The 19,504-nt window shown below is 42.1% G+C and carries 18 protein-coding genes; 14 read left to right on the top strand and 4 right to left on the bottom strand.

Annotated elements, in window-relative coordinates:
• Positions 1 to 41 precede the first annotated feature (41 nt).
• Positions 42 to 710, top strand: a complete 669-nt coding sequence (locus tag RIN70_RS07040; RefSeq protein ID WP_313790492.1) for an MIP/aquaporin family protein — start codon at positions 42 to 44, stop codon at positions 708 to 710.
• Between the two features lie 29 nt (positions 711 to 739).
• On the opposite strand, the gene RIN70_RS07035 is transcribed toward RIN70_RS07040, so the two are convergent.
• On the bottom strand, positions 740 to 1,597 hold the full coding sequence (locus RIN70_RS07035) for a metallophosphoesterase (protein WP_313790491.1): 858 nt from the start codon (positions 1,595 to 1,597) through the stop codon (positions 740 to 742).
• 174 nt (positions 1,598 to 1,771) lie between these two features.
• Here RIN70_RS07035 and prfB point away from each other — a divergent pair.
• From prfB to ftsX, 3 genes are all read left to right on the top strand, one after another.
• Positions 1,772 to 2,867 (top strand): peptide chain release factor 2 gene (gene prfB / locus RIN70_RS07030; protein ID WP_100209015.1). Its coding sequence is split into 2 segments (ribosomal slippage): positions 1,772 to 1,843 and positions 1,845 to 2,867, totalling 1,095 coding nucleotides; the frame shifts between segments, so codons are not numbered across the junction.
• A 44-nt stretch (positions 2,868 to 2,911) separates the two neighbouring features.
• Positions 2,912 to 3,604: a cell division ATP-binding protein FtsE gene (ftsE, locus tag RIN70_RS07025; RefSeq protein WP_003008021.1), complete on the top strand. Its 693-nt coding sequence runs from the start codon at positions 2,912 to 2,914 to the stop codon at positions 3,602 to 3,604.
• Positions 3,597 to 4,523: a permease-like cell division protein FtsX gene (gene ftsX / locus RIN70_RS07020; RefSeq protein ID WP_042759907.1), complete on the top strand. Its 927-nt coding sequence runs from the start codon at positions 3,597 to 3,599 to the stop codon at positions 4,521 to 4,523. Before ftsE ends, ftsX begins: the two co-directional genes overlap by 8 nt.
• A gap of 69 nt (positions 4,524 to 4,592) precedes the next feature.
• On the opposite strand, the gene RIN70_RS07015 is transcribed toward ftsX, so the two are convergent.
• On the bottom strand, positions 4,593 to 5,234 hold the full coding sequence (locus tag RIN70_RS07015; RefSeq protein WP_313790490.1) for an MBL fold metallo-hydrolase: 642 nt from the start codon (positions 5,232 to 5,234) through the stop codon (positions 4,593 to 4,595).
• Between the two features lie 118 nt (positions 5,235 to 5,352).
• Between RIN70_RS07015 and RIN70_RS07010 the strand changes: the two genes are divergently transcribed.
• From RIN70_RS07010 to RIN70_RS06970, 9 genes are all read left to right on the top strand, one after another.
• Positions 5,353 to 7,806: a bifunctional DnaQ family exonuclease/ATP-dependent helicase gene (locus RIN70_RS07010; protein ID WP_313790489.1), complete on the top strand. Its 2,454-nt coding sequence runs from the start codon at positions 5,353 to 5,355 to the stop codon at positions 7,804 to 7,806.
• Positions 7,807 to 7,810: 4 nt separating this feature from the next.
• Positions 7,811 to 8,791: a YeiH family protein gene (locus RIN70_RS07005; protein ID WP_313790488.1), complete on the top strand. Its 981-nt coding sequence runs from the start codon at positions 7,811 to 7,813 to the stop codon at positions 8,789 to 8,791.
• 33 nt (positions 8,792 to 8,824) lie between these two features.
• Complete coding sequence (locus RIN70_RS07000; protein WP_313790487.1) at positions 8,825 to 10,054, top strand: FtsW/RodA/SpoVE family cell cycle protein; 1,230 nt, start codon at positions 8,825 to 8,827, stop codon at positions 10,052 to 10,054.
• An 18-nt stretch (positions 10,055 to 10,072) separates the two neighbouring features.
• A complete protein-coding gene (locus tag RIN70_RS06995) occupies positions 10,073 to 10,624 on the top strand; it encodes a DJ-1 family glyoxalase III (protein WP_302692174.1) in 552 nt (183 codons plus the stop codon).
• Positions 10,625 to 10,789: 165 nt separating this feature from the next.
• Entirely contained in the window at positions 10,790 to 11,353 is a 564-nt protein-coding gene (locus tag RIN70_RS06990; protein ID WP_118095391.1) for an HAD-IA family hydrolase, read from the top strand.
• A 12-nt stretch (positions 11,354 to 11,365) separates the two neighbouring features.
• Entirely contained in the window at positions 11,366 to 13,315 is a 1,950-nt protein-coding gene (gene gyrB, locus RIN70_RS06985) for a DNA topoisomerase (ATP-hydrolyzing) subunit B (protein ID WP_313790485.1), read from the top strand.
• A gap of 86 nt (positions 13,316 to 13,401) precedes the next feature.
• Positions 13,402 to 15,126: a septation ring formation regulator EzrA gene (ezrA, locus tag RIN70_RS06980; protein WP_201089227.1), complete on the top strand. Its 1,725-nt coding sequence runs from the start codon at positions 13,402 to 13,404 to the stop codon at positions 15,124 to 15,126.
• A 112-nt stretch (positions 15,127 to 15,238) separates the two neighbouring features.
• The gene (serB, locus tag RIN70_RS06975; RefSeq protein WP_021153557.1) at positions 15,239 to 15,907 is read left to right on the top strand and encodes a phosphoserine phosphatase SerB; all 669 of its coding nucleotides are present in this window, start codon (positions 15,239 to 15,241) and stop codon (positions 15,905 to 15,907) included.
• Positions 15,892 to 17,007, top strand: coding sequence for a glycerate kinase (locus RIN70_RS06970; RefSeq protein ID WP_313790484.1), 1,116 nt, complete (start codon positions 15,892 to 15,894; stop codon positions 17,005 to 17,007). The genes serB and RIN70_RS06970 overlap by 16 nt, the downstream gene beginning before the upstream one ends.
• A gap of 43 nt (positions 17,008 to 17,050) precedes the next feature.
• Here the strand turns inward: RIN70_RS06970 and RIN70_RS06965 are convergent, their stop codons facing one another.
• Positions 17,051 to 17,503: a DUF1694 domain-containing protein gene (locus RIN70_RS06965; RefSeq protein WP_313790483.1), complete on the bottom strand. Its 453-nt coding sequence runs from the start codon at positions 17,501 to 17,503 to the stop codon at positions 17,051 to 17,053.
• Positions 17,504 to 17,714: 211 nt separating this feature from the next.
• On the opposite strand from RIN70_RS06965, the gene eno reads away from it, so the two are divergent.
• Positions 17,715 to 19,019 carry a surface-displayed alpha-enolase gene (gene eno / locus RIN70_RS06960; protein ID WP_031574100.1) on the top strand — a complete coding sequence of 435 codons (1,305 nt, stop codon included), beginning with the start codon at positions 17,715 to 17,717 and terminating at the stop codon, positions 19,017 to 19,019.
• Between the two features lie 259 nt (positions 19,020 to 19,278).
• Here eno and RIN70_RS06955 read toward each other — a convergent pair whose 3' ends face one another.
• On the bottom strand, positions 19,279 to 19,464 hold the full coding sequence (locus RIN70_RS06955; protein WP_031574544.1) for a hypothetical protein: 186 nt from the start codon (positions 19,462 to 19,464) through the stop codon (positions 19,279 to 19,281).
• Between the last annotated feature and the right edge of the window lie 40 nt (positions 19,465 to 19,504).

Raw genomic sequence — 19,504 nt, 5'->3', positions numbered from 1 at the left:
TTGATAAACTAGTCAACAGTTTGAAGAAAGGAAACTTAGTTATGAAAAAGTTTTTTGCTGAAGTAATCGGCACATTTATGCTTGTCTTTATCGGGACTGGCGCAGTTGTTTTTGGAAATGGAACAGAAGGTCTGGGACATTTAGGAATAGCCTTGGCATTCGGTTTATCCATTGTTGCAGCAGCTTACTCAATTGGGACTATTTCTGGTGCCCACTTGAACCCGGCTGTTTCGATTGCCATGTTTGTGAACAAACGCTTGTCTTCAAAGGACTTGGTTAATTATATTGCAGCTCAAGTAGTGGGGGCGGTTCTCGCATCTGCAACAGTACTCTTCCTCTTGTCAAATTCAGGTATGTCAACAGCTAGTCTTGGTGAAAATGCCCTAGCGAAGGGTGTGACTCCATTTGGCGGATTCTTGTTTGAAGTAATTGCTTCCTTTATCTTTATTTTGGTCATCATGACAGTGACATCAGCTACCAAAGGTAATGGCAAGATCGCTGGTCTTGTGATCGGTTTGAGCTTGACTTTGATTATTCTTGTTGGTTTGAACATTACAGGACTTTCTGTTAACCCAGCTCGTAGCTTGGCACCTGCCCTCTTTGTTGGTGGTGCAGCCCTTCAACAAATTTGGATCTTTATCTTGGCTCCAATTGTCGGTGGTGTTCTGGCTGCAATCGTTGCAAAAAATCTCTTGGATACAGAAGAGTAAAAAAATTGGTTCCGAAGGAACCAATTTTTTTATAGTTCAAGGATCGCCATGGCTTGAGAAAATTCATGAGCGAGCTTTTTTTTCTTGTATGCTTTAAATTCGGGGAGGTCTTTGATTCTGCGATAGCGTTTGTAGGGATCGTATCGTTTTGAAAAATCATATTCAGGAAAAGCTTCGAAAAATTGTTTGCAGAGCTCCCATTCTCGGACATAGCCTAAAGGTCTAGCATGATAGGTGATGTTGTCAATCGTTGTTGCTGGCATTCGGTGGTGGCTATGACCAAAAATCACTTCTCTGACAGGATATTGCCTAAACAGATCATGAAAGGCTTGGCTACCTAGAAAAGCATTAAAGCGTTCAAAATAAGGGTGGCGCAGGAGAAACTGACTATGAGGAACAAAGTGCATGGCGATAATCAAGGGTTGATCCACTTGCATGAGCTCTTGTTCCAGCTCTTGCAAAAGATTTTTGGTAATGGCTGGATCAGATCCCCTTCGTTGGAGGCGTCTGTCAAACCAAAACAGATTCTTGGTTTGAAGATGTTTTTGGGGAGAGACGGTAGGAACAAAGCTGTAGTCATACCAGCCCGAAAAAGCAAGAAGCGTATGATTGGAGAAGGGAATCTTTTGAAATTCAAAAGGTCTTATGGCTTCTTCTGATAGGCCCAGCATATCATGATTTCCCAAGCTAAAGGTCACAGGAAGATGACATTGGAGTTGGGCTAAAAATTCTTGTGAGGTATTTTCAAAGCCGTTGGCAATATCTCCTGCAATATGGAGATGTTGAATTTTTCTGTCCTTGAAAAGAGTGATAAGGGTCTCTAATTCATCTTTTCCAAAGTTGTTTGAATCAATATGTAAATCGGACATAAAAGCTACTGTTGTCATGCTACCAGTCTAGCATAAGAGGATCTTTTTTTCTAACAATTAGGTTACAAATGAATGGAAAAATGTTGAAAATTAGCTGGATTGGCAATGGTCAACCAGCAGATCCAATATTGGAAGGTGGGCAAATAGTGAAGGTTATGATATAATAGACTAGATACATAGAAAGAGGTACTTATGGACATTTCAGAAATTCGTCAAAAAATTGACGCAAATCGTGAAAAATTAGCTTCTTTCAGGGGGTCTCTTTGACTTAGAGGCATTGGAAGAAGAAATTGCCATTTTAGAAAATAAAATGACAGAACCTGATTTTTGGGATGATAATATTGCTGCGCAAAAGACATCTCAAGAATTAAATGAACTCAAGCAGACCTATGAAAATTTCCATCAAATGGTGGATCTCTTTGATGAGTCAGAAATCTTACTGGACTTTTTGGCAGAAGACGATTCGGTCAAGGAAGAATTGATCGAAAAGTTAGAGGAGCTGGATAAACGCATGACCAGCTATGAGATGACCTTGCTATTGTCTGAACCTTATGACAATAATAATGCCATCTTAGAAATCCACCCAGGTTCAGGAGGAACAGAAGCTCAGGACTGGGGCGACATGCTTCTTCGGATGTATACTCGTTTTGGAAATGCTCACGGCTTTAAAGTTGAAGTCTTGGACTATCAGGCTGGAGATGAGGCTGGAATCAAGTCTGTGACCTTATCTTTTGAAGGGCCACATGCATACGGTCTTCTGAAATCTGAAATGGGGGTACACCGTTTGGTTCGAATCTCTCCATTTGACTCTGCTAAACGGCGTCATACGTCTTTTACATCTGTTGAGGTTATGCCCGAATTAGACGATACCATCGAGGTTGAAGTTCGTGATGATGATATCAAGATGGATACCTTCCGCTCTGGTGGAGCTGGTGGACAAAACGTCAACAAGGTCTCTACAGGGGTGCGCTTGACCCACATTCCGACAGGGATTGTAGTGGCATCCACCGTGGATCGAACCCAATACGGGAACCGTGATCGTGCGATGAAGATGTTGCAGGCTAAACTCTACCAATTAGAGCAAGAGAAAAAAGCAGCAGAAGTGGATTCTCTAAAAGGGGATAAAAAAGAAATCACCTGGGGAAGTCAAATCCGCTCCTATGTTTTTACCCCTTACACCATGGTGAAGGATCACCGGACCAACTACGAAGTAGCGCAGGTAGACAAGGTGATGGATGGAGATATCGATGGCTTTATCGATGCCTACCTTAAATGGCGTCTCCAATAACCTCGAGGGAATCAACCAGAAAAGAATGAAAGGAATTTCATTACATGTCAATGATTGAAATGAAAGATGTTGTCAAAAAGTATGACAACGGGACGACGGCCCTTCGCGGGGTCTCTGTCCAAATTGAACCAGGAGAATTTGCCTACATCGTAGGACCTTCTGGTGCAGGGAAGTCGACCTTTATTCGACTTTTATACCGTGAAGTCAAACACGATAAAGGAAGTTTGAAAGTAGCTGATTTTGATTTGGATAAAATCAAAAAACGCGATATTCCTATGTTGCGACGCAATGTGGGAGTGGTCTTCCAAGATTATAAATTGCTTCCAAAGAAAACCGTTTATGAAAATATTGCCTACGCTATGCAAGTTATCGGTGAGCGCCGTCGCAATATTAAAAAGCGTGTGATGGAAGTTTTGGATCTTGTCGGATTGAAACACAAGGTCCGCTCATTCCCGAATGAATTGTCCGGTGGGGAGCAACAACGGATTGCGATTGCTCGGGCGATCGTCAACAATCCGAAAGTCTTGATTGCGGATGAGCCAACGGGGAACTTGGACCCAGATAATTCATGGGAAATCATGAATCTTTTGGAGCGGATTAATCTGCAAGGGACCACAGTATTGATGGCGACCCACAATAGCCAGATTGTAAATACTTTACGTCACCGTGTCATCGCGATTGAAAATGGTCGTGTAGTGCGTGATGAAGCGGAAGGAGAGTACGGATACGATGATTAGAAGATTTTTCCGACACTTAATCGAATCGCTTAAAAGCTTGAAACGAAATGGTTGGATGACGATTGCAGCGGTCAGCTCGGTTATGATTACCCTTAGCTTGGTTGCTATTTTCGCCTCAGTTATTGCCAATACCATCAAGCTTTCAGATGATATTCAAAACAGTGTGCGGGTTGTAGTATACATGCGCAAGGATATTCAAGATCAGAGCGAGCAGATTGAAAAAGACGGTCAAACCGTGACCAATGAAAACTACCATAAGGTCTACGATGCTCTGACAGCCATGAAGCATGTTGACAAGGTTGATTTTTCTAGCAAGGAAGAGCAGTATGATAAACTGATCAAAACGGCTGGGAACAACTGGAAGATTTTTGATGGAGATGCCAATCCTCTCTATGATGCTTATTATGTAGAGACAACAGCTCCTAAATATGTAAAGCAAGTTTCGGCTGATGCCAAAAAAATTGAAGGGGTCTCTGAAGTTAAAGATGGTGGGGTCGATACCCAACGCTTGTTTGCTCTTGGAACCTTCATCCGAAACTGGGGCTTGATTGGTGTAGCTTTATTGATCTTCATCGCAGTCTTCTTGATTTCAAATACCATTCGGATTACCATCATTTCACGTAGTCGTGAGATTAAGATTATGCGACTGGTAGGAGCAAAAAATGGCTATATTCGTGCACCATTCCTTTTAGAAGGTGCTTGGATCGGTCTTTTGGGAGCCTTGGTTCCTTCAGCTTTAGTCTTCTACGTTTATAATGTTGTCTATACATCTATGAACAATAATTTGGCAGATCAAAACTTGTATCTCTATAGTCCTCATCTCTTGGTACCGATCATGGTCGGTGGCCTCTTTGGATTAGGAATTTTGATTGGAGCGATTGGTTCTTCAATCTCCATGAGACGTTTTCTTAAGATATAATAAAAAAGCAAGTTCGCACTTGCTTTTTTTGTCTACTTTTATGAGGACAGGAAGGATGATAAGGACTCTTTAGGATTGTCTAAAGAAGGGATTGAACATCTTCTCGTGACCAATAGAAGTTTCAGGGCCATGACCGGGATAGACAGTGTAGGAAGATGGAAGGGTAAAGAGCTCTTCTCTGATACTGCTAAGCAACTGTGCCGCGTTCCCTGTCGGAAGATCGGTCCGTCCAATGGTTTCGCGAAAAAGGGCATCACCAGATAGAACCAGGTGATCCTCAGGAAAGACGATGGAGACCCCTCCTGCAGAGTGGCCTGGTGTCTCCAGAACATAAAAGTGGAAATCAGCTATTTGGTAATCGGAGCGAATGTCATAAAGGAAGTCGGCCTCCTTGCATACAACATCTTCTAAATCCGCATGACGATCCAAACCAGATAAATTATCGACAGGAGAAGACAACCAACTGGCTTCTGCTAAATGGACATAAACAGGTGGGAAATGATAGGTCTGACGAACCTTTTCAAGACTCATAATGTGATCATAATGCGTATGGGTTAAAAGAATCGCTACGATTGGTTTACCGATGCGATCAATTTGTTTTTGAATAGTTGCCCAGTCGCTACCTGGATCGACAAGAATGAGGGAGTGGTCATTTTCAAGGTAGTAGGTGTTTTCATAAGCTACAGGATTAACAGTACGATAGATTTTCATAAGGACTCCTTTTTAGAATAGTGTATCAAATTGCGAGGAAAATAACAGGATTGAAGTCAACATGAAAGGAGAAAAAAATCTGCAGAGCTTGCTCAAACGTGATATAATTTTAAGTATTATGACAAGACAGAAACGGAAATATGCCATTGTGGATCTGGAAGCGACCAGTGCTGGAAGCAATGCTAAGATCATTCAGGTTGGGATTGTCATCATCGAAGATGGGAGGATTACGCAATCCTATGAGACGGATGTGAATCCCCATGAACGATTGGATGAGCATATCAAACAATTGACTGGCCTGACAGATGCTCGCTTGAAAAAAGCACCAGAGTTTGCACAAGTGGCAAAAGAAATTTTTGAATTAATAGAAGATGCCGTCTTTGTGGCCCATAATGTCAAATTTGATGCGAATTTATTAGCAGAAGCCCTCTTTTGGGAAGGATTTGAGCTAACGACTCCTCGGATTGATACGGTTGAATTGTCTCAAATTTTCTATCCGACTTTAGAACGCTACAATTTAGGAGCGCTTGCAGCTGAACTGGAAATTGAGTTGCACCATGCTCACTCCGCTTTAGCGGATGCTATGGCAACAGCCCAGCTGCTGTTGAAATTGAGAGAGAAAATTGCGAGCTTACCAAGGGGATTGATCGAAAAACTTCTTTCGATGGCAGAGTGTTTGATTTATGAATCACGACTCTTAATAGAAGATGCGCTTGAAGACAGTAGCCTTTTTTTACCAGCTCATTTAGTAGAAGTTCATGGTCTCTATCTGCGAAAGCCACAGCAGTTTTTAGAAAGTCGTCATTTGTCTGAACAGTTTGAACTCAATATGCAGCTGTTGGGAATGGAGGCTTATCCAGAGCAGAGAGAATTTGTTGCCTATATCGAGGACAGTTTGCACCAGCCACTTCCGAGTTTTATTGAAGCGCCAACGGGTATCGGGAAGACCTATGCCTATCTATTAACGCTTTTAGCGAAAACCTCCAAGCGCATTCTTGTCAGTGTTCCAACTAAAATTCTTCAGGATCAAATTATGAAGAAGGAAGGAAAGACCATCCAAGATCTTTTCCAAATTCCCTTTCATAGCCTGAAAAGTCCCAAGGATTACATCCAACTCGATAAATTTTATCAGGCCTTACAGAGTGAGTCAGATAATGGGATGATTCGACGCTTTAAAATGCAACTGTTGGTTTGGCTGACGATGACGGAAACGGGAGAGTTCAGTGAAATTGGCCAACTCTATCGTCATCTTCATTTTGTAGCTGACATTTGCCACGATGGCCAATTGTCGAAGCGTTCACTTTTTTATCAGGAAGATTTTTGGCGCCTCGGCCAGGAAAAAGTGAAAACCAGCCGGGTAATTCTGACCAATCATGCCTATCTGTTAACTCGTCTAGAGGATGATAAGAGTCTACTTCAAGAATCTGTTCTGGTAGTGGATGAAGCGCAAAAACTCTTCTTTGCTTTAGAGCAGTTTTCACAGAGAGAAGAAACCTTGCAATCTCTTCTTCTAGGCTTGCAACACGCCATCGAAGAGGAAAAAGATCTTCTGCAGCGGCGGTTGCTGGAAAGTATTCAATTTGAATTAAATGCCTGCTCTAAGGAAGTTGTACAAGGAAAAACAGCGATCTTATCAGATCAAACAGTGGCAAAAATTCGACAGGATGTATCGGAATTAAAAAACGAATCTCTAGAGAATCTAAGAGAATTGTTTGATGAGCGCTACCAGACCTTTTGGATGGACAAGGAAGTGGTCGAAAGCCACCAGATTCTTCGTCTCCATGGAGGAGTTGAGGACTTGCTATCCTTTAAGGAGTTTGTGCCTGAAGAAGTGTCCGTGCTCTTTGTATCAGCGACGATCACGATCAGTAAAAAGGTTCATTTACCTGCTCTTTTGGGATACCAAGAGCAGCAGATCTACCGGGTGCCAATAACAGTCAAACAACACCAGGAATTGTTGGTGCCGATTGATTTTCCAGATGTCGTTTCTTTATCTTCCGTGGAGTATGCAGGAGAGATTTGTCAGCTCATCGATGAACTCCTTCCTCTAAGAAAACCAATTTTTCTTTTGTTTACCTCAAAAGAATTGTTACTGGAGACGTCAAACGCCTTGAAGTTTCCTCATTTGGCCCAGTATCGAAATGGCGATGCAGCTAATATTAAGCGACGATTTGACCGAGGAGAAAGTTCTATTTTATTGGGTACAGGAAGCTTTTGGGAGGGAGTCGATTTTTCCCAACAAAAAGAAGTGATTCAAATCATCACGCGCCTTCCTTTTGACAACCCTAAAGATTATATGGTTCAAAAGCTGAATACCCAACTAAGAGAACAGGGGAAAAATCCCTTTTATGACTATAGCCTTCCGGTCGCGATTTTAAGGCTCAAACAGGCTATTGGGAGAACCAGCCGTTTTCAAGACCAGGAATCGTTGGTCCTCTTATTGGATCAGCGGGTGGTGACCAAACGATATGGAAAACAAATTTTAGATGGCTTGCAGCAAGTGTTGCCCCTTCACACAACAGTGAGAGAGCGGCTTGTTGAGCAAGCAGCTGACTTTTTTGAAAGGAATTGAGAGAATGAAAAATAAAGGATTTGGACTTGCAATTGCATTTGTACTGGCTCTTTGTGCCATGTTATTGGGAACTTTCTTTCCCATCATTGGCTCCAGTGTCTTTGCTTTGATTTTAGGAATTGTCCTCAATGAATTAGTAGATTTGCCAGAGAATTCACGACCAGGACTGAACTGGTCCGGTAAGAAATTATTGCAGTATTCGATTATCTTCATGGGATTTAGCTTGCCGATTGCGACGGTTGCCTCTACAGGCTTGTCTTCTTTGAAGATTAGTCTGCCAACGATAACCGTTGCCTTTCTTGCAGCTATTATTTTTGGGAGAGTCTTCCACCTGAAATCTCATCTACGGACCTTAATTGGGTTTGGTACAGCTATTTGTGGTGGATCTGCTATTGCAGCAGCAGCGCCGATCATTGAAGCAGACGAAGAGGAAATTGCCCTATCTATGTCAACTATCTTCTTCTTCAACATTTTGGCTGTCTTTATCTTTCCAGTATTAGGGCATTTATGGCATATGTCCAATTTCCAATTTGGCCTTTGGTCAGGTACAGCCATTAACGATACGTCATCTGTTGTAGCAGCAGCATTTTCTTACAGTAAAGCAGCGGGGCAAATGGCTACAATTGTTAAGTTAACACGCGCTCTGATGATTGTACCAGTTTGTTTGGGCTTGATCGGTTTAAAATGGTATCGGAGTAAACAACAAGGAAGAAACAAAGGAATGTTAAAGAAAATTATTCCTTGGTTTATTATCTGGTTTATTGTGGCTTCCATTCTTTCTTCTATTGGCCTGGTACCTAAAGTGGTTCTTCCTTACCTAAAGGACCTTTCTCACCTCTTTATGGCCATGGCCTTGGTCGGAATCGGAAGCAAGGTTTCTTGGAAACAGTTCCGTGCAGCAGGATCTGCTCCCCTTCTTGTAGGGTTAATTGCTTGGTTTTGTGTGGCAGGATCTAGCTTGATTCTACAGATGTTGTTCTATTAATTAATTTGATGATTCTCACAGAAAGGAACGTGAATGAAGAAACATCATTTTTGGACGATCCACCTGGATTATTCGATCATTGGAATTGTCTTCACCCTACTTATGATTGGGATCTTATCCGTTTATGTGGCAGTTTCTCATGATTATCCCCAAATGGTGTGGCCTTTTTTGGGGCAGCAATTGGCCTGGATTGGTGTGGGATGTATCATTTGCCTGATTGTGACGATTTTTAGTACGAAATTTCTTTGGAAAATCACTCCCTTTCTTTACCTACTAGGCTTGGCCTTGATGGTTCTTCCTCTTGTTTTTTATAATCCAAACTTGGTGGCTTCAACAGGAGCAAAAAACTGGGTAGCTTATGGAAACATCACCTTATTTCAGCCTTCGGAATTTATGAAGATTCCCTTCATCCTGATGCTGTCACGCTCTATTGTTCGATTTTTACAAAGAAATAAGGGGCGTGAGCCATTATTACGACAAGATTGGTTTTTAATTCTAGAGATGACCATCTATACAATTCCGGTCTTTGCCTTATTGGCCCTCCAGCAGGACTTGGGAACGGCCTTAGTATTCTTGGCCATCTTTGCGGGCTTAGTGCTCGTTTCAGGAGTTTCCTGGAAAATTATCTTGCCGGTCATCTTGCTTCTGGCAGGTGGGCTAGCAGGCTTTCTCTTCCTCTTTCTTTCAGAAGGGGGGCGAGCTTTTCTGCACCAGCAAGTAGGGATGCCAACCTATCAGATGAACCGTATTTTAGCCTGGTTAAATCCTTTTGACTATGCACAAACCACCACCTACCAGCAGGCACAAGGACAGCTAGCCATTGCAAGTGGTGGCCTCTTTGGTCAAGGCTTTAATGTCTCCAATTTATTGGTTCCCGTACGGGAAAGCGATATGATTTTTACGGTAGTAGCAGAGGACTTTGGCTTTGTTGGAGCTCTGGTGCTGTTGATCTTATATGTGTCCCTGATTTACCGCATTTTAAAAATCACCCTTCAGTCTAATAACCAGTTTTATACCTATATTTCCATTGGATTTATCATGATGCTGGTCTTTCATATTTTTGAAAATGTCGGAGCAGTAACGGGTCTTCTCCCTTTGACGGGAATTCCCCTCCCCTTTATCTCACAAGGTGGATCGTCTATTATTAGTAATCTGATTGGTATTGGTCTGGTCCTCTCAATATATAATCATAGTAGCAAAAAGAAAGAGCCCGAAGAAGAGGTTCCAATCCGTAAAAAAGTAGTCCTTAAAAAGGCGCAATAGTAGAAAGAAGGAATGAAAATGAAAAAAGTAGCAACGATTTTAGCAAACGGTTTTGAAGAAATTGAAGCCTTGACCATTGTCGATGTTTTGAGACGGGCTGGGATCGACTGTGACCTCGTTGGCATGGAAGAAACGGTCACAGGTTCTCACCAGATCACCGTGGAAGTAGACCGCCTCTGGAATGGAGATCTTTCAGATTATGATGGAATCTTCTTACCAGGTGGGATGCCAGGAGCAGCGAATTTGCGGGACAATGCAGAATTGATCACAGCCCTTCAGGAAGAAAGTGGCAAAGGAAAAACCATCTCTGCAATTTGTGCTGCTCCAATTGTTTTGGCGCGTGCAGGTCTCTTAAAAGATAAACACTATACCTGTTACGATGGCTTTGAAGAAGAGATTCAAGATGGCCATTATCAGAAAGAAACAGTGGTGAAAGACGGTAATCTCTTGACCAGTCGTGGTCCTTCAACGGCTCTTGCCTTAGCCTATGCCTTGGTAGAGCAGTTTGGAGGAGATGCCCAAAGCCTTCGTCAAGGAATGCTCTATCAAGATGTCTTTGGAGATGCTTAAAATTGCTCTTTTGGACACCATATTTTCTGGTGAAAGTTTACATTCTATGACAGAAAATGACTTCTCTATGATTTAAAATGAAATGAGCGTAAAAAATGGCTAAAATCCCCCCTAAATGAGGGTTTTAGCTTATTTTTTTTGTCCATTTGTGGTATAATATTGACTATGAATTATCATGATTTTATATGGGATCTTGGTGGGACGCTATTGGATAATTACGAAACGTCCACAAATGCCTTTGTAGCGACATTGAAGGACTTTCACATCCAAGCCGATCATGATTCTGTTTATGCAGCATTAAAAATCTCAACACAGGATGCAATTCAAACCTTTGCACCTCATATTTCCAATTTTCGTACGGAATACAAGAAAAAAGAAGCCTTGGGCTTGCAAGAGCCGGTCTTATTTGAGGGGGCGAAAGAGTTACTAGAAGAGATCCAAGCACATGGAGGACGCCATTTTTTGGTATCTCATCGGGATCGCCAAGTTTTGACCCTTCTTGATCAGACAGGTATTGCTCCCTTCTTTACGGAGATTGTAACAGCAGACGAGGGCTTTCCTCGAAAACCAGATCCAGCCTCTATGCTTTATTTGAAGGAAAAATATGGCATTCAAGACGGTCTGGTCATCGGAGATCGTCCGATCGATATAGAAGCTGGGAAGGCTGCAGGGTTTTCAACCTATTTATTTGATACCATGCCCCACTTACACCAGTTTATATTTGAATAGAAAAGGGAAATTATGACAGAGGATAAACAGCAAGAAATTCAAGCGCAAGAATATGATGCCAGTCAGATTCAGGTCTTGGAAGGACTAGAAGCCGTTCGGATGCGTCCGGGAATGTATATTGGATCTACCTCAAAAGAAGGTCTTCATCATCTGGTCTGGGAAATCGTTGATAACTCGATCGACGAAGCCTTAGCTGGTTTTGCTAGCCATATTGAAGTTTTCATTGAAGCAGATAATTCGATCACGGTTGTCGATGATGGTCGTGGGATCCCAGTAGATATCCAAGAAAAGACGGGTCGACCTGCCGTTGAAACTGTCTTTACGGTACTTCACGCGGGAGGAAAATTCGGCGGAGGCGGCTACAAGGTTTCAGGTGGTCTTCACGGGGTAGGGTCTTCCGTTGTGAATGCCCTCTCCACAACCCTCGATGTTCGCGTCTATAAAAATGGCAGTATCCATTACCAAGAGTATCGACGTGGACATGTTGTGGATGATTTGAAAGTCATCGGTGAGACAGATCGGACAGGGACAACTGTTCACTTTATTCCAGATCCAGAAATCTTTACGGAAACGACTGAGTATGATTTTGAAAAATTAAACAAACGGATTCAAGAATTAGCCTTTTTGAATCGTGGTTTGCGTATTTCCTTGACGGATAAGCGCGAAGGCTTAGAGCAGGAAAAGCATTACCACTACGAAGGTGGGATCTCTAGTTACGTTGAATATATCAATGAAAATAAAGATGTCATCTTTGAAACACCCATCTATACAGATGGCGAAATGGATGATATTACAGTTGAAGTGGCGATGCAATATACTACGGGCTACCATGAAACGGTCATGAGTTTTGCTAATAACATCCATACCCATGAAGGTGGTACCCACGAGCAAGGTTTCCGAACAGCCCTCACTCGTGTCATCAATGATTACGCTAAGAAAAATAAACTCTTAAAAGAAAATGAAGACAATTTAACAGGTGAGGATGTTCGGGAAGGTTTAACAGCAGTGATCTCAGTTAAACATCCAAACCCACAGTTTGAAGGACAAACCAAGACAAAGCTTGGAAATTCAGAAGTTGTAAAAATTACCAATCGACTCTTTAGTGATGCCTTTTCTGATTTCCTTTTGGAAAATCCACAAATCGCTAAGAAAATCGTTGAAAAAGGGATTTTAGCAGCTAAAGCTAGGGTAGCAGCTAAGCGGGCACGGGAAGTGACCCGTAAGAAATCGGGACTTGAGATTTCTAACCTGCCTGGTAAATTGGCAGACTGTTCTTCAAACAACCCACATGAAACAGAACTCTTCATCGTCGAAGGGGATTCTGCTGGAGGATCTGCTAAATCAGGTCGGAATCGTGAATTTCAGGCAATTCTTCCAATCCGTGGTAAAATTTTGAACGTTGAAAAAGCAAGTATGGACAAGATTCTTGCCAATGAAGAGATCCGTAGTTTATTTACTGCTATGGGAACTGGATTTGGTGCTGAATTTGATGTCACAAAAGCGCGTTATCAAAAATTAGTCATCATGACTGATGCCGATGTCGATGGCGCACATATTCGAACCCTTCTGTTGACCTTGATCTATCGCTATATGAAACCAGTCTTGGAAGCGGGATATGTTTATATTGCGCAACCACCAATCTATGGGGTCAAAGTCGGTAGTGAGATCAAAGAATATATCCAACCTGGTGCCAACCAAGAAGCAGAATTAGCTGCAGCCTTGGAACGCTATTCAGAAGGTCGCTCAAAACCAACCATTCAACGCTACAAAGGTCTTGGGGAAATGGATGATCACCAATTATGGGAAACAACCATGAACCCCGAACACCGCTTGATGGCACGGGTATCAGTAGACGATGCTGCGGAAGCAGATAAGATATTTGATATGTTGATGGGGGACCGCGTGGAACCACGTCGGGAATTTATCGAAGAAAACGCTGAATATAGTACACTCGATGTATAAAATTCAACGAACGCTTCCCATTAATGGATATTTTATGGTATAATTACTAGGATTACGTTCAAGTAATACGATGAAGGAGTTTTTATATGTCTAGTGGACTAATTGTTCTCATCTTTATTGTCGCCCTTATCTTGATTGTAGGATATGTGGTTGCAGTCATTTTGAGAAAACGAAACGAGGCCTTACTGGCAGCGCTGGAAGAACGAAAAGAAAAGTTATATAACCTTCCGGTCAACGATGAAGTTGAGGCCGTAAAAAACATGCATTTGATTGGTCAAAGTCAAGTTGCATTTCGTGAATGGAATCAAAAATGGGTAGATTTATCCTTAAATTCATTTGCTGATATTGAAAACAATCTGTTTGAGGCGGAAGGCTACAATAATTCTTTCCGTTTCATGAAGGCTAAACAAGCCATTGACAATATCGAAAGTCAGATCCAATTGATCGACGAAGATATCAAGGCGATTCGCCAAGCCCTTTCAGATCTTGAAGAGCAAGAACAAAAAAATAGCGGACGCGTGGTTCATGCCTTAGATATGTTTGAAGAGCTTCAAAAAGAAGTCACTTCAGATCCAGATCGTTATGGCAGTGCACTTCCTGAAATTGAAAAGCAAATTGGAAATATTCAATCTGAGTTTTCACAATTTGTCACCTTGAATTCTTCAGGTGACCCTGTTGAAGCAGCTGAAATCCTTGATACAGCTGAGAACCATATTGTGGCCTTAAAACAAATTGTTGAGCGAGTGCCAGAAATTGTCACTGCTCTTCAGTCAAAACTTCCAGACCAATTAGAGGATTTGGAAAGTGGCTACCGCAAGCTTTTGGAATCTGGCTACCACTTCACTGAAACAGATATTGAATCTCGTTTCCAACAGTTGCATGCTTCCTTGAAGAACAATATGGCAAATGTATCCGCCCTTGAATTGGACAATGCCATTTACGAAAATGAACAAATTCAAGAAGAAATCGATGCATTGTATCACATCTTTACTCGTGAAATTGAATCACAAAAAGTTGTGAAGAAGTTAGTGAAACAACTGCCGGGCTATTTGAAACACGCAAAAGATAACAATAGCAACCTTGCAGCAGAAGTGGAACGCCTTGGTAAAACATTCGTCTTGAATGAAGCTTTCAGCCAACAGTTAAAAGAGTTGGAAGCTGAGCTATCTTCACAAGAAAATGTGGTAGAAGATGCCTTGAAAGATTCATCTGAAACACAAAAGGCCTATTCTATCGTAGAAGAAGAATTAGAAGCCATTGAAGCTCGCTTGAAAGAAATCGAAGATGAGCAAATTGGCTTAAGTGATTCCCTTTCAAAAATTGAAAAAGACGATGCCAATGCTCGCCAAAAAGTCAATATCTATGCCAACCGTTTGCATGCCATTAAACGCTATATGGACAAGCGAAACTTGCCAGGAATCCCTCAAGAATTCTTGGAATTATTCTTCACAGCAAGCAACAATACAGAGGCTTTGATGGATGAGTTGGAAGGGGATAAAATCAACATCGAATCAACCAATCGTTTGTTAGATATTTTGACAAATGATATGAATGAATTGGAAGAAGCGACTTATCGAATTGTACAAAATGCTACTTTAACTGAGCAGTTGTTGCAATACTCAAACCGTTACCGTTCATTTGATGATCATGTGCAAGCAGCTTTTGATGAATCCCTTTATATTTTCGAAAGAGAATATGACTATGCGGCTTCCTTCAAAGTCATCTCAGATGCTTTGGAGATGGTAGAAGCTGGAGTGACCGATCGCTTTGTTACTTCGTATGAAAAAACTCGGGAGCAAATTCGCTTCTAATAACAAAAAAACGACTTCTTAGGAGGTCGTTTTTTTATCTTCAAATGATCATTGAAACTTGAAATTTAAACCCTATTTTTGTATAGTAAGGGAGAAATAAGAAAGGAAAGCGATGAAAGAAGTAACCGGTCTCCTCGTTATGGATGTAGATGGAACCTTGATCCGACAGGAAGGGATTGATCTACTAGCTCAAGAAGCTGGCGTGGGAGAAAAAGTAGCAGAGATAACAGCACAAGCAATGAATGGAGAGCTGGATTTTGCAGCATCTTTACAGGCGCGTGTCGCTTTATTGAAAGGTTTGGAGACATCTATCTTTCCGAAAATTATAGAGCAGATGGACGTTACACCGGGAGCTAAGACCTTAATCACGGAACTTCATCAAAGAGGTTACAAGGTTGGCCTTGTTTCAGGGGGATTTCATGAAGTCATCGATCCTATCGCGAGGTCTTTAGGAATTGATCTGGTTCGTGCTAATCGTTTGCAGACTTTTGATGGCCGTCTGACAGGGAAAGTGCTCGGAGAGATTGTGACCCCTGAAAGAAAAAAAGACAACCTCCTGACATGGGCGAGAGAAAATCATATTCCACGAAGTCAGACGATTGCGATGGGAGATGGTGCCAATGATCTTCCCATGATTGAAACAGCCGGAATCGGGATTGCCTTTATGGCAAAGCCAATCGTAGCCGAACGAGCTCCATACCGTATTGAAACGAGCGATCTAAGCCTTGTTCTTGAAATTCTAGACCAGCATAGAAAGGAAACAGCATGCATATCCTACTAGCACCGGATTCTTTTAAAGAATCCTTATCCGCCAAACAAGTTGCAGAAGCCTTAAAAAAAGGATTTCAAGAGGCTCTACCAGATGCAACTTTTGACCTCCTTCCCATAGGGGATGGTGGCGAAGGAACCATGGATACACTTGCTGGCGTTCTGAATTTAACCAAGAAGCATACTCAGGTAACAGGACCATTTGGACAGCCTGTTTCAATGGCTTATTACCAAAAAGATGAGATGGCATTTTTTGAGATGGCCTCTCTTGTTGGCTTAGGCTCTATCCCAGCTGAAAAACGCAATCCACTAGAACTAGAGACACGAGGAATTGGTGAACTGATTTTGCAATTGGTTGACCAAGGGATTAAAACGATCTGTGTGGGAATTGGTGGTTCAGCGACCAATGATGGTGGGATTGGGATGGCAGCCGGACTAGGGGTAGCCTTCTATGATGACCAAGGTCATCTGCTTCGTCCTGTAGGTGCTTCGCTCGGTCGTGTGGATAGAATAGATACCAGTGCGGTTCCAAATGCTTTACAAGACATCGAGCTCCTGGTCTTAACGGATGTCACCAATCATCTCTGTGGCAGTCAAGGAGCAACCTATATCTTTGGCGGGCAAAAGGGTTTGAATCCCCTTCTGTTTCCAGCTGTCGACCAGGCTATGCAGGATTTTTACCAGCTAGCAGATGCCCGAATTTTATCCATGGCTGGCGCCGGAGCTGGAGGTGGCATGGCAGCTGGCTTGGTCGCATTTGCGGGTGGTCAGGTTTCCTCAGGAATTGAGAAAAGTTTGGATCTAATCGACTTCGATCGTAAGGTTCAAAAAGCGGATCTGGTCGTCGTGGGAGAAGGTAGGATGGACCTCCAATCTCTGTCTGGAAAAGCTCCTGTCGGGGTAGCCAAACGAACACCAGATAAGATCCCAGTGCTTGCTATTTGTGGGGCCTTAGCAGAGGATTTGCCAGCTTTCCCAAGTCATCATATTGAGGCTGCCTTCTCTATTGTACCAGGCCCTTGTGAGGTGGCAGATGCACTTACTCATGCTGAAAAAAATCTGATTTCCTGTGCTCGAAATATTGGTAACCTCTTAAAAATGAAAGCAAACTAAAAAACCAATTGAAAAGGAAATTCCTTTTCAATTGGTTCTTTCTTTAGCCAAAGAGGCGTTTCCAAAATGATTTTTTTTCAGGTGCTGTGCTCTCTTCTTTCTTTTCAAACAAATTTGGATACTGGAGGCTGATATCGGTTGGAGAAATTCCAGATGGATGATCAGTATGGATGATGAGACCAAAGGGAGAGTGGCGACAGTCATCTGAAACAATGCTTGCCACAAGACCAAGATCCTTTGTTTTTTTCAAATATTGAAGTTGGCTGCTTTCATCCAAGGCAGGCGAAATTTTGACCAATACAGGTTCAAAGCGTTCTGAAATGTTCGTAAGAATTGAAGAATAGTGCTCCAAATAGAGATTGTCCCTTGCCTCCTCCAAGGTGCATGAAGTAATCACCCGCTCCTCATATGTCTCCAAAAATCGACGCTGTTCATCAGGATTGAACCGAGTAGGACCAGCAGCTTTTTCTAAAATCGTTTTATTAATATCTGTCATAAGTTTAGTATAGCATAAAGCGTAGCAGAAGAGTAGAGGAATGCTAAAAAATTAAATAAGGAAGGGAAATGGAAGAAAATAAGGTAGTGGAACCGTTTTCTTGTTAAAAACTTCTCAATTTTCGTATATTTCCTTGTTTTTTCTTGAAAAAATAGCCTAATTACGATATGATAGAGGAGTAAAAAATATAACTCAATAAGGAGAGTAAGAAATGTCAATTATTACTGATGTTTACGCTCGCGAAGTCCTAGACTCACGCGGTAACCCAACACTTGAAGTAGAAGTTTATACTGAATCAGGTGCTCATGGACGTGGTATGGTTCCATCAGGAGCTTCTACTGGTGAACACGAAGCAGTTGAACTTCGTGACGGTGACAAATCTCGTTACGGTGGTCTTGGTACTCAAAAAGCTGTTGACAACGTAAACAACATTATTGCTGAAGCTATCATCGGCTATGATGTACGTGATCAACAAGCTATCGACCGTGCTATGATCGCTCTTGACGGTACTCCTAACAAAGGTAAATTGGGAGCAAACGCAATCCTTGGTGTGTCTATCGCTGTAGCTCGTGCTGCTGCTGACTACCTTGAAATCCCACTTTACAGCTACCTTGGTGGTTTCAACACTAAAGTTCTTCCAACTCCAATGATGAACATCATCAACGGTGGTTCTCACTCAGATGCTCCAATCGCTTTCCAAGAATTCATGATCGTACCTGCTGGTGCACCAACATTCAAAGAAGCTCTTCGTTGGGGTGCTGAAATCTTCCACGCACTTAAGAAAATCCTTAAAGGTCGTGGTCTTGAAACAGCCGTTGGTGACGAAGGTGGATTCGCTCCTCGTTTCGACGGAACTGAAGATGGTGTAGAAACTATCATCGCTGCTATCGAAGCTGCTGGTTATGTTCCAGGTAAAGACGTATTTATCGGATTTGACTGTGCATCATCAGAATTCTACGATAAAGAACGCAAAGTTTACGATTACACTAAATTCGAAGGTGAAGGAGCTGCTGTTCGTACTGCTGAAGAACAAATCGCTTACCTTGAAGGATTGGTTGATAAATACCCTATCATCACTATCGAAGATGGTATGGATGAAAACGACTGGGACGGTTGGAAAGCTCTTACTGAACGTCTTGGTGGTAAAGTTCAATTGGTTGGTGACGACTTCTTCGTAACAAACACTGACTATCTTTCACGTGGTATCGAAGAAGGTGCTGCTAACTCAATCCTTATCAAAGTTAACCAAATCGGTACTCTTACTGAAACATTCGACGCTATCGAAATGGCGAAAGAAGCTGGTTACACTGCCGTTGTATCACACCGTTCAGGTGAAACTGAAGATTCAACAATCGCTGATATCGCAGTTGCAACAAACGCAGGACAAATCAAGACTGGTTCACTTTCACGTACAGACCGTATCGCTAAATACAACCAATTGCTTCGCATCGAAGATCAACTTGGTGAAGTAGCTGAATACCGTGGATTGAAATCATTCTACAACCTTAAGAAATAATCTAGTTTACTAGCTAGACTAAAAAGAGGCTGGGACAAAAGTCCTAGTCTCTTCTTGTTTTTGGATTGTCGAGTAAGACGCAGTGGTTGAGTGGGCTCTACTACGCTGATTTCATCAGCTTTTACAGCCCTACTCAACTGTGAGGAGGTGAGACGACGAAATCGAATTCTAACGAATGACCGATTTCTGTCCCACTCTCTTTTTTTTTTCAATTTAGCCAAACAAAAACTCCCCAACACATGGTTGAGGAGCAGTTCTTTTAGAACAAGCCTTTCAGTTTGTCCAAGGCACCGCTGACCATTTCGTTTCCTGAAACAAGTCCTTTTGCTTGTTCAAGATAATCACCGAGGTTGTCTTTGTTGTCTTCGACAAATTTCTTGGCAGCATCGAAATCTTTCTTTTCGATCATCTCTTTCACTTGGTTAAATAAGTCCAATGGATTCATGTTATGGCTCCTAAAATATAAGTTGTGAAGTCAGGCTCAC

It is taken from the genome of Streptococcus parasanguinis (assembly GCF_032163505.1).
In the GTDB taxonomy this organism is placed as follows: domain Bacteria; phylum Bacillota; class Bacilli; order Lactobacillales; family Streptococcaceae; genus Streptococcus; species Streptococcus parasanguinis_V.
This window is presented reverse-complemented; position numbering and strand designations above follow the sequence as displayed.

Excerpts from the sequence above, each read along its gene's own strand:
- RIN70_RS07040 (WP_313790492.1), top strand. The coding sequence starts at position 42 with ATGAAAAAGTTTTTTGCTGAAGTAATCGGCACATTTATGCTTGTCTTT.
- RIN70_RS07035 (WP_313790491.1), bottom strand. The coding sequence starts at position 1,597 with ATGACAACAGTAGCTTTTATGTCCGATTTACATATTGATTCAAACAAC.
- ftsE (WP_003008021.1), top strand. The coding sequence starts at position 2,912 with ATGTCAATGATTGAAATGAAAGATGTTGTCAAAAAGTATGACAACGGG.
- ftsX (WP_042759907.1), top strand. The coding sequence starts at position 3,597 with ATGATTAGAAGATTTTTCCGACACTTAATCGAATCGCTTAAAAGCTTG.
- RIN70_RS07015 (WP_313790490.1), bottom strand. The coding sequence starts at position 5,234 with ATGAAAATCTATCGTACTGTTAATCCTGTAGCTTATGAAAACACCTAC.
- RIN70_RS07010 (WP_313790489.1), top strand. The coding sequence starts at position 5,353 with ATGACAAGACAGAAACGGAAATATGCCATTGTGGATCTGGAAGCGACC.
- RIN70_RS07005 (WP_313790488.1), top strand. The coding sequence starts at position 7,811 with ATGAAAAATAAAGGATTTGGACTTGCAATTGCATTTGTACTGGCTCTT.
- RIN70_RS07000 (WP_313790487.1), top strand. The coding sequence starts at position 8,825 with ATGAAGAAACATCATTTTTGGACGATCCACCTGGATTATTCGATCATT.
- RIN70_RS06995 (WP_302692174.1), top strand. The coding sequence starts at position 10,073 with ATGAAAAAAGTAGCAACGATTTTAGCAAACGGTTTTGAAGAAATTGAA.
- RIN70_RS06990 (WP_118095391.1), top strand. The coding sequence starts at position 10,790 with ATGAATTATCATGATTTTATATGGGATCTTGGTGGGACGCTATTGGAT.
- gyrB (WP_313790485.1), top strand. The coding sequence starts at position 11,366 with ATGACAGAGGATAAACAGCAAGAAATTCAAGCGCAAGAATATGATGCC.
- ezrA (WP_201089227.1), top strand. The coding sequence starts at position 13,402 with ATGTCTAGTGGACTAATTGTTCTCATCTTTATTGTCGCCCTTATCTTG.
- serB (WP_021153557.1), top strand. The coding sequence starts at position 15,239 with ATGAAAGAAGTAACCGGTCTCCTCGTTATGGATGTAGATGGAACCTTG.
- RIN70_RS06970 (WP_313790484.1), top strand. The coding sequence starts at position 15,892 with ATGCATATCCTACTAGCACCGGATTCTTTTAAAGAATCCTTATCCGCC.
- RIN70_RS06965 (WP_313790483.1), bottom strand. The coding sequence starts at position 17,503 with ATGACAGATATTAATAAAACGATTTTAGAAAAAGCTGCTGGTCCTACT.
- eno (WP_031574100.1), top strand. The coding sequence starts at position 17,715 with ATGTCAATTATTACTGATGTTTACGCTCGCGAAGTCCTAGACTCACGC.
- RIN70_RS06955 (WP_031574544.1), bottom strand. The coding sequence starts at position 19,464 with ATGAATCCATTGGACTTATTTAACCAAGTGAAAGAGATGATCGAAAAG.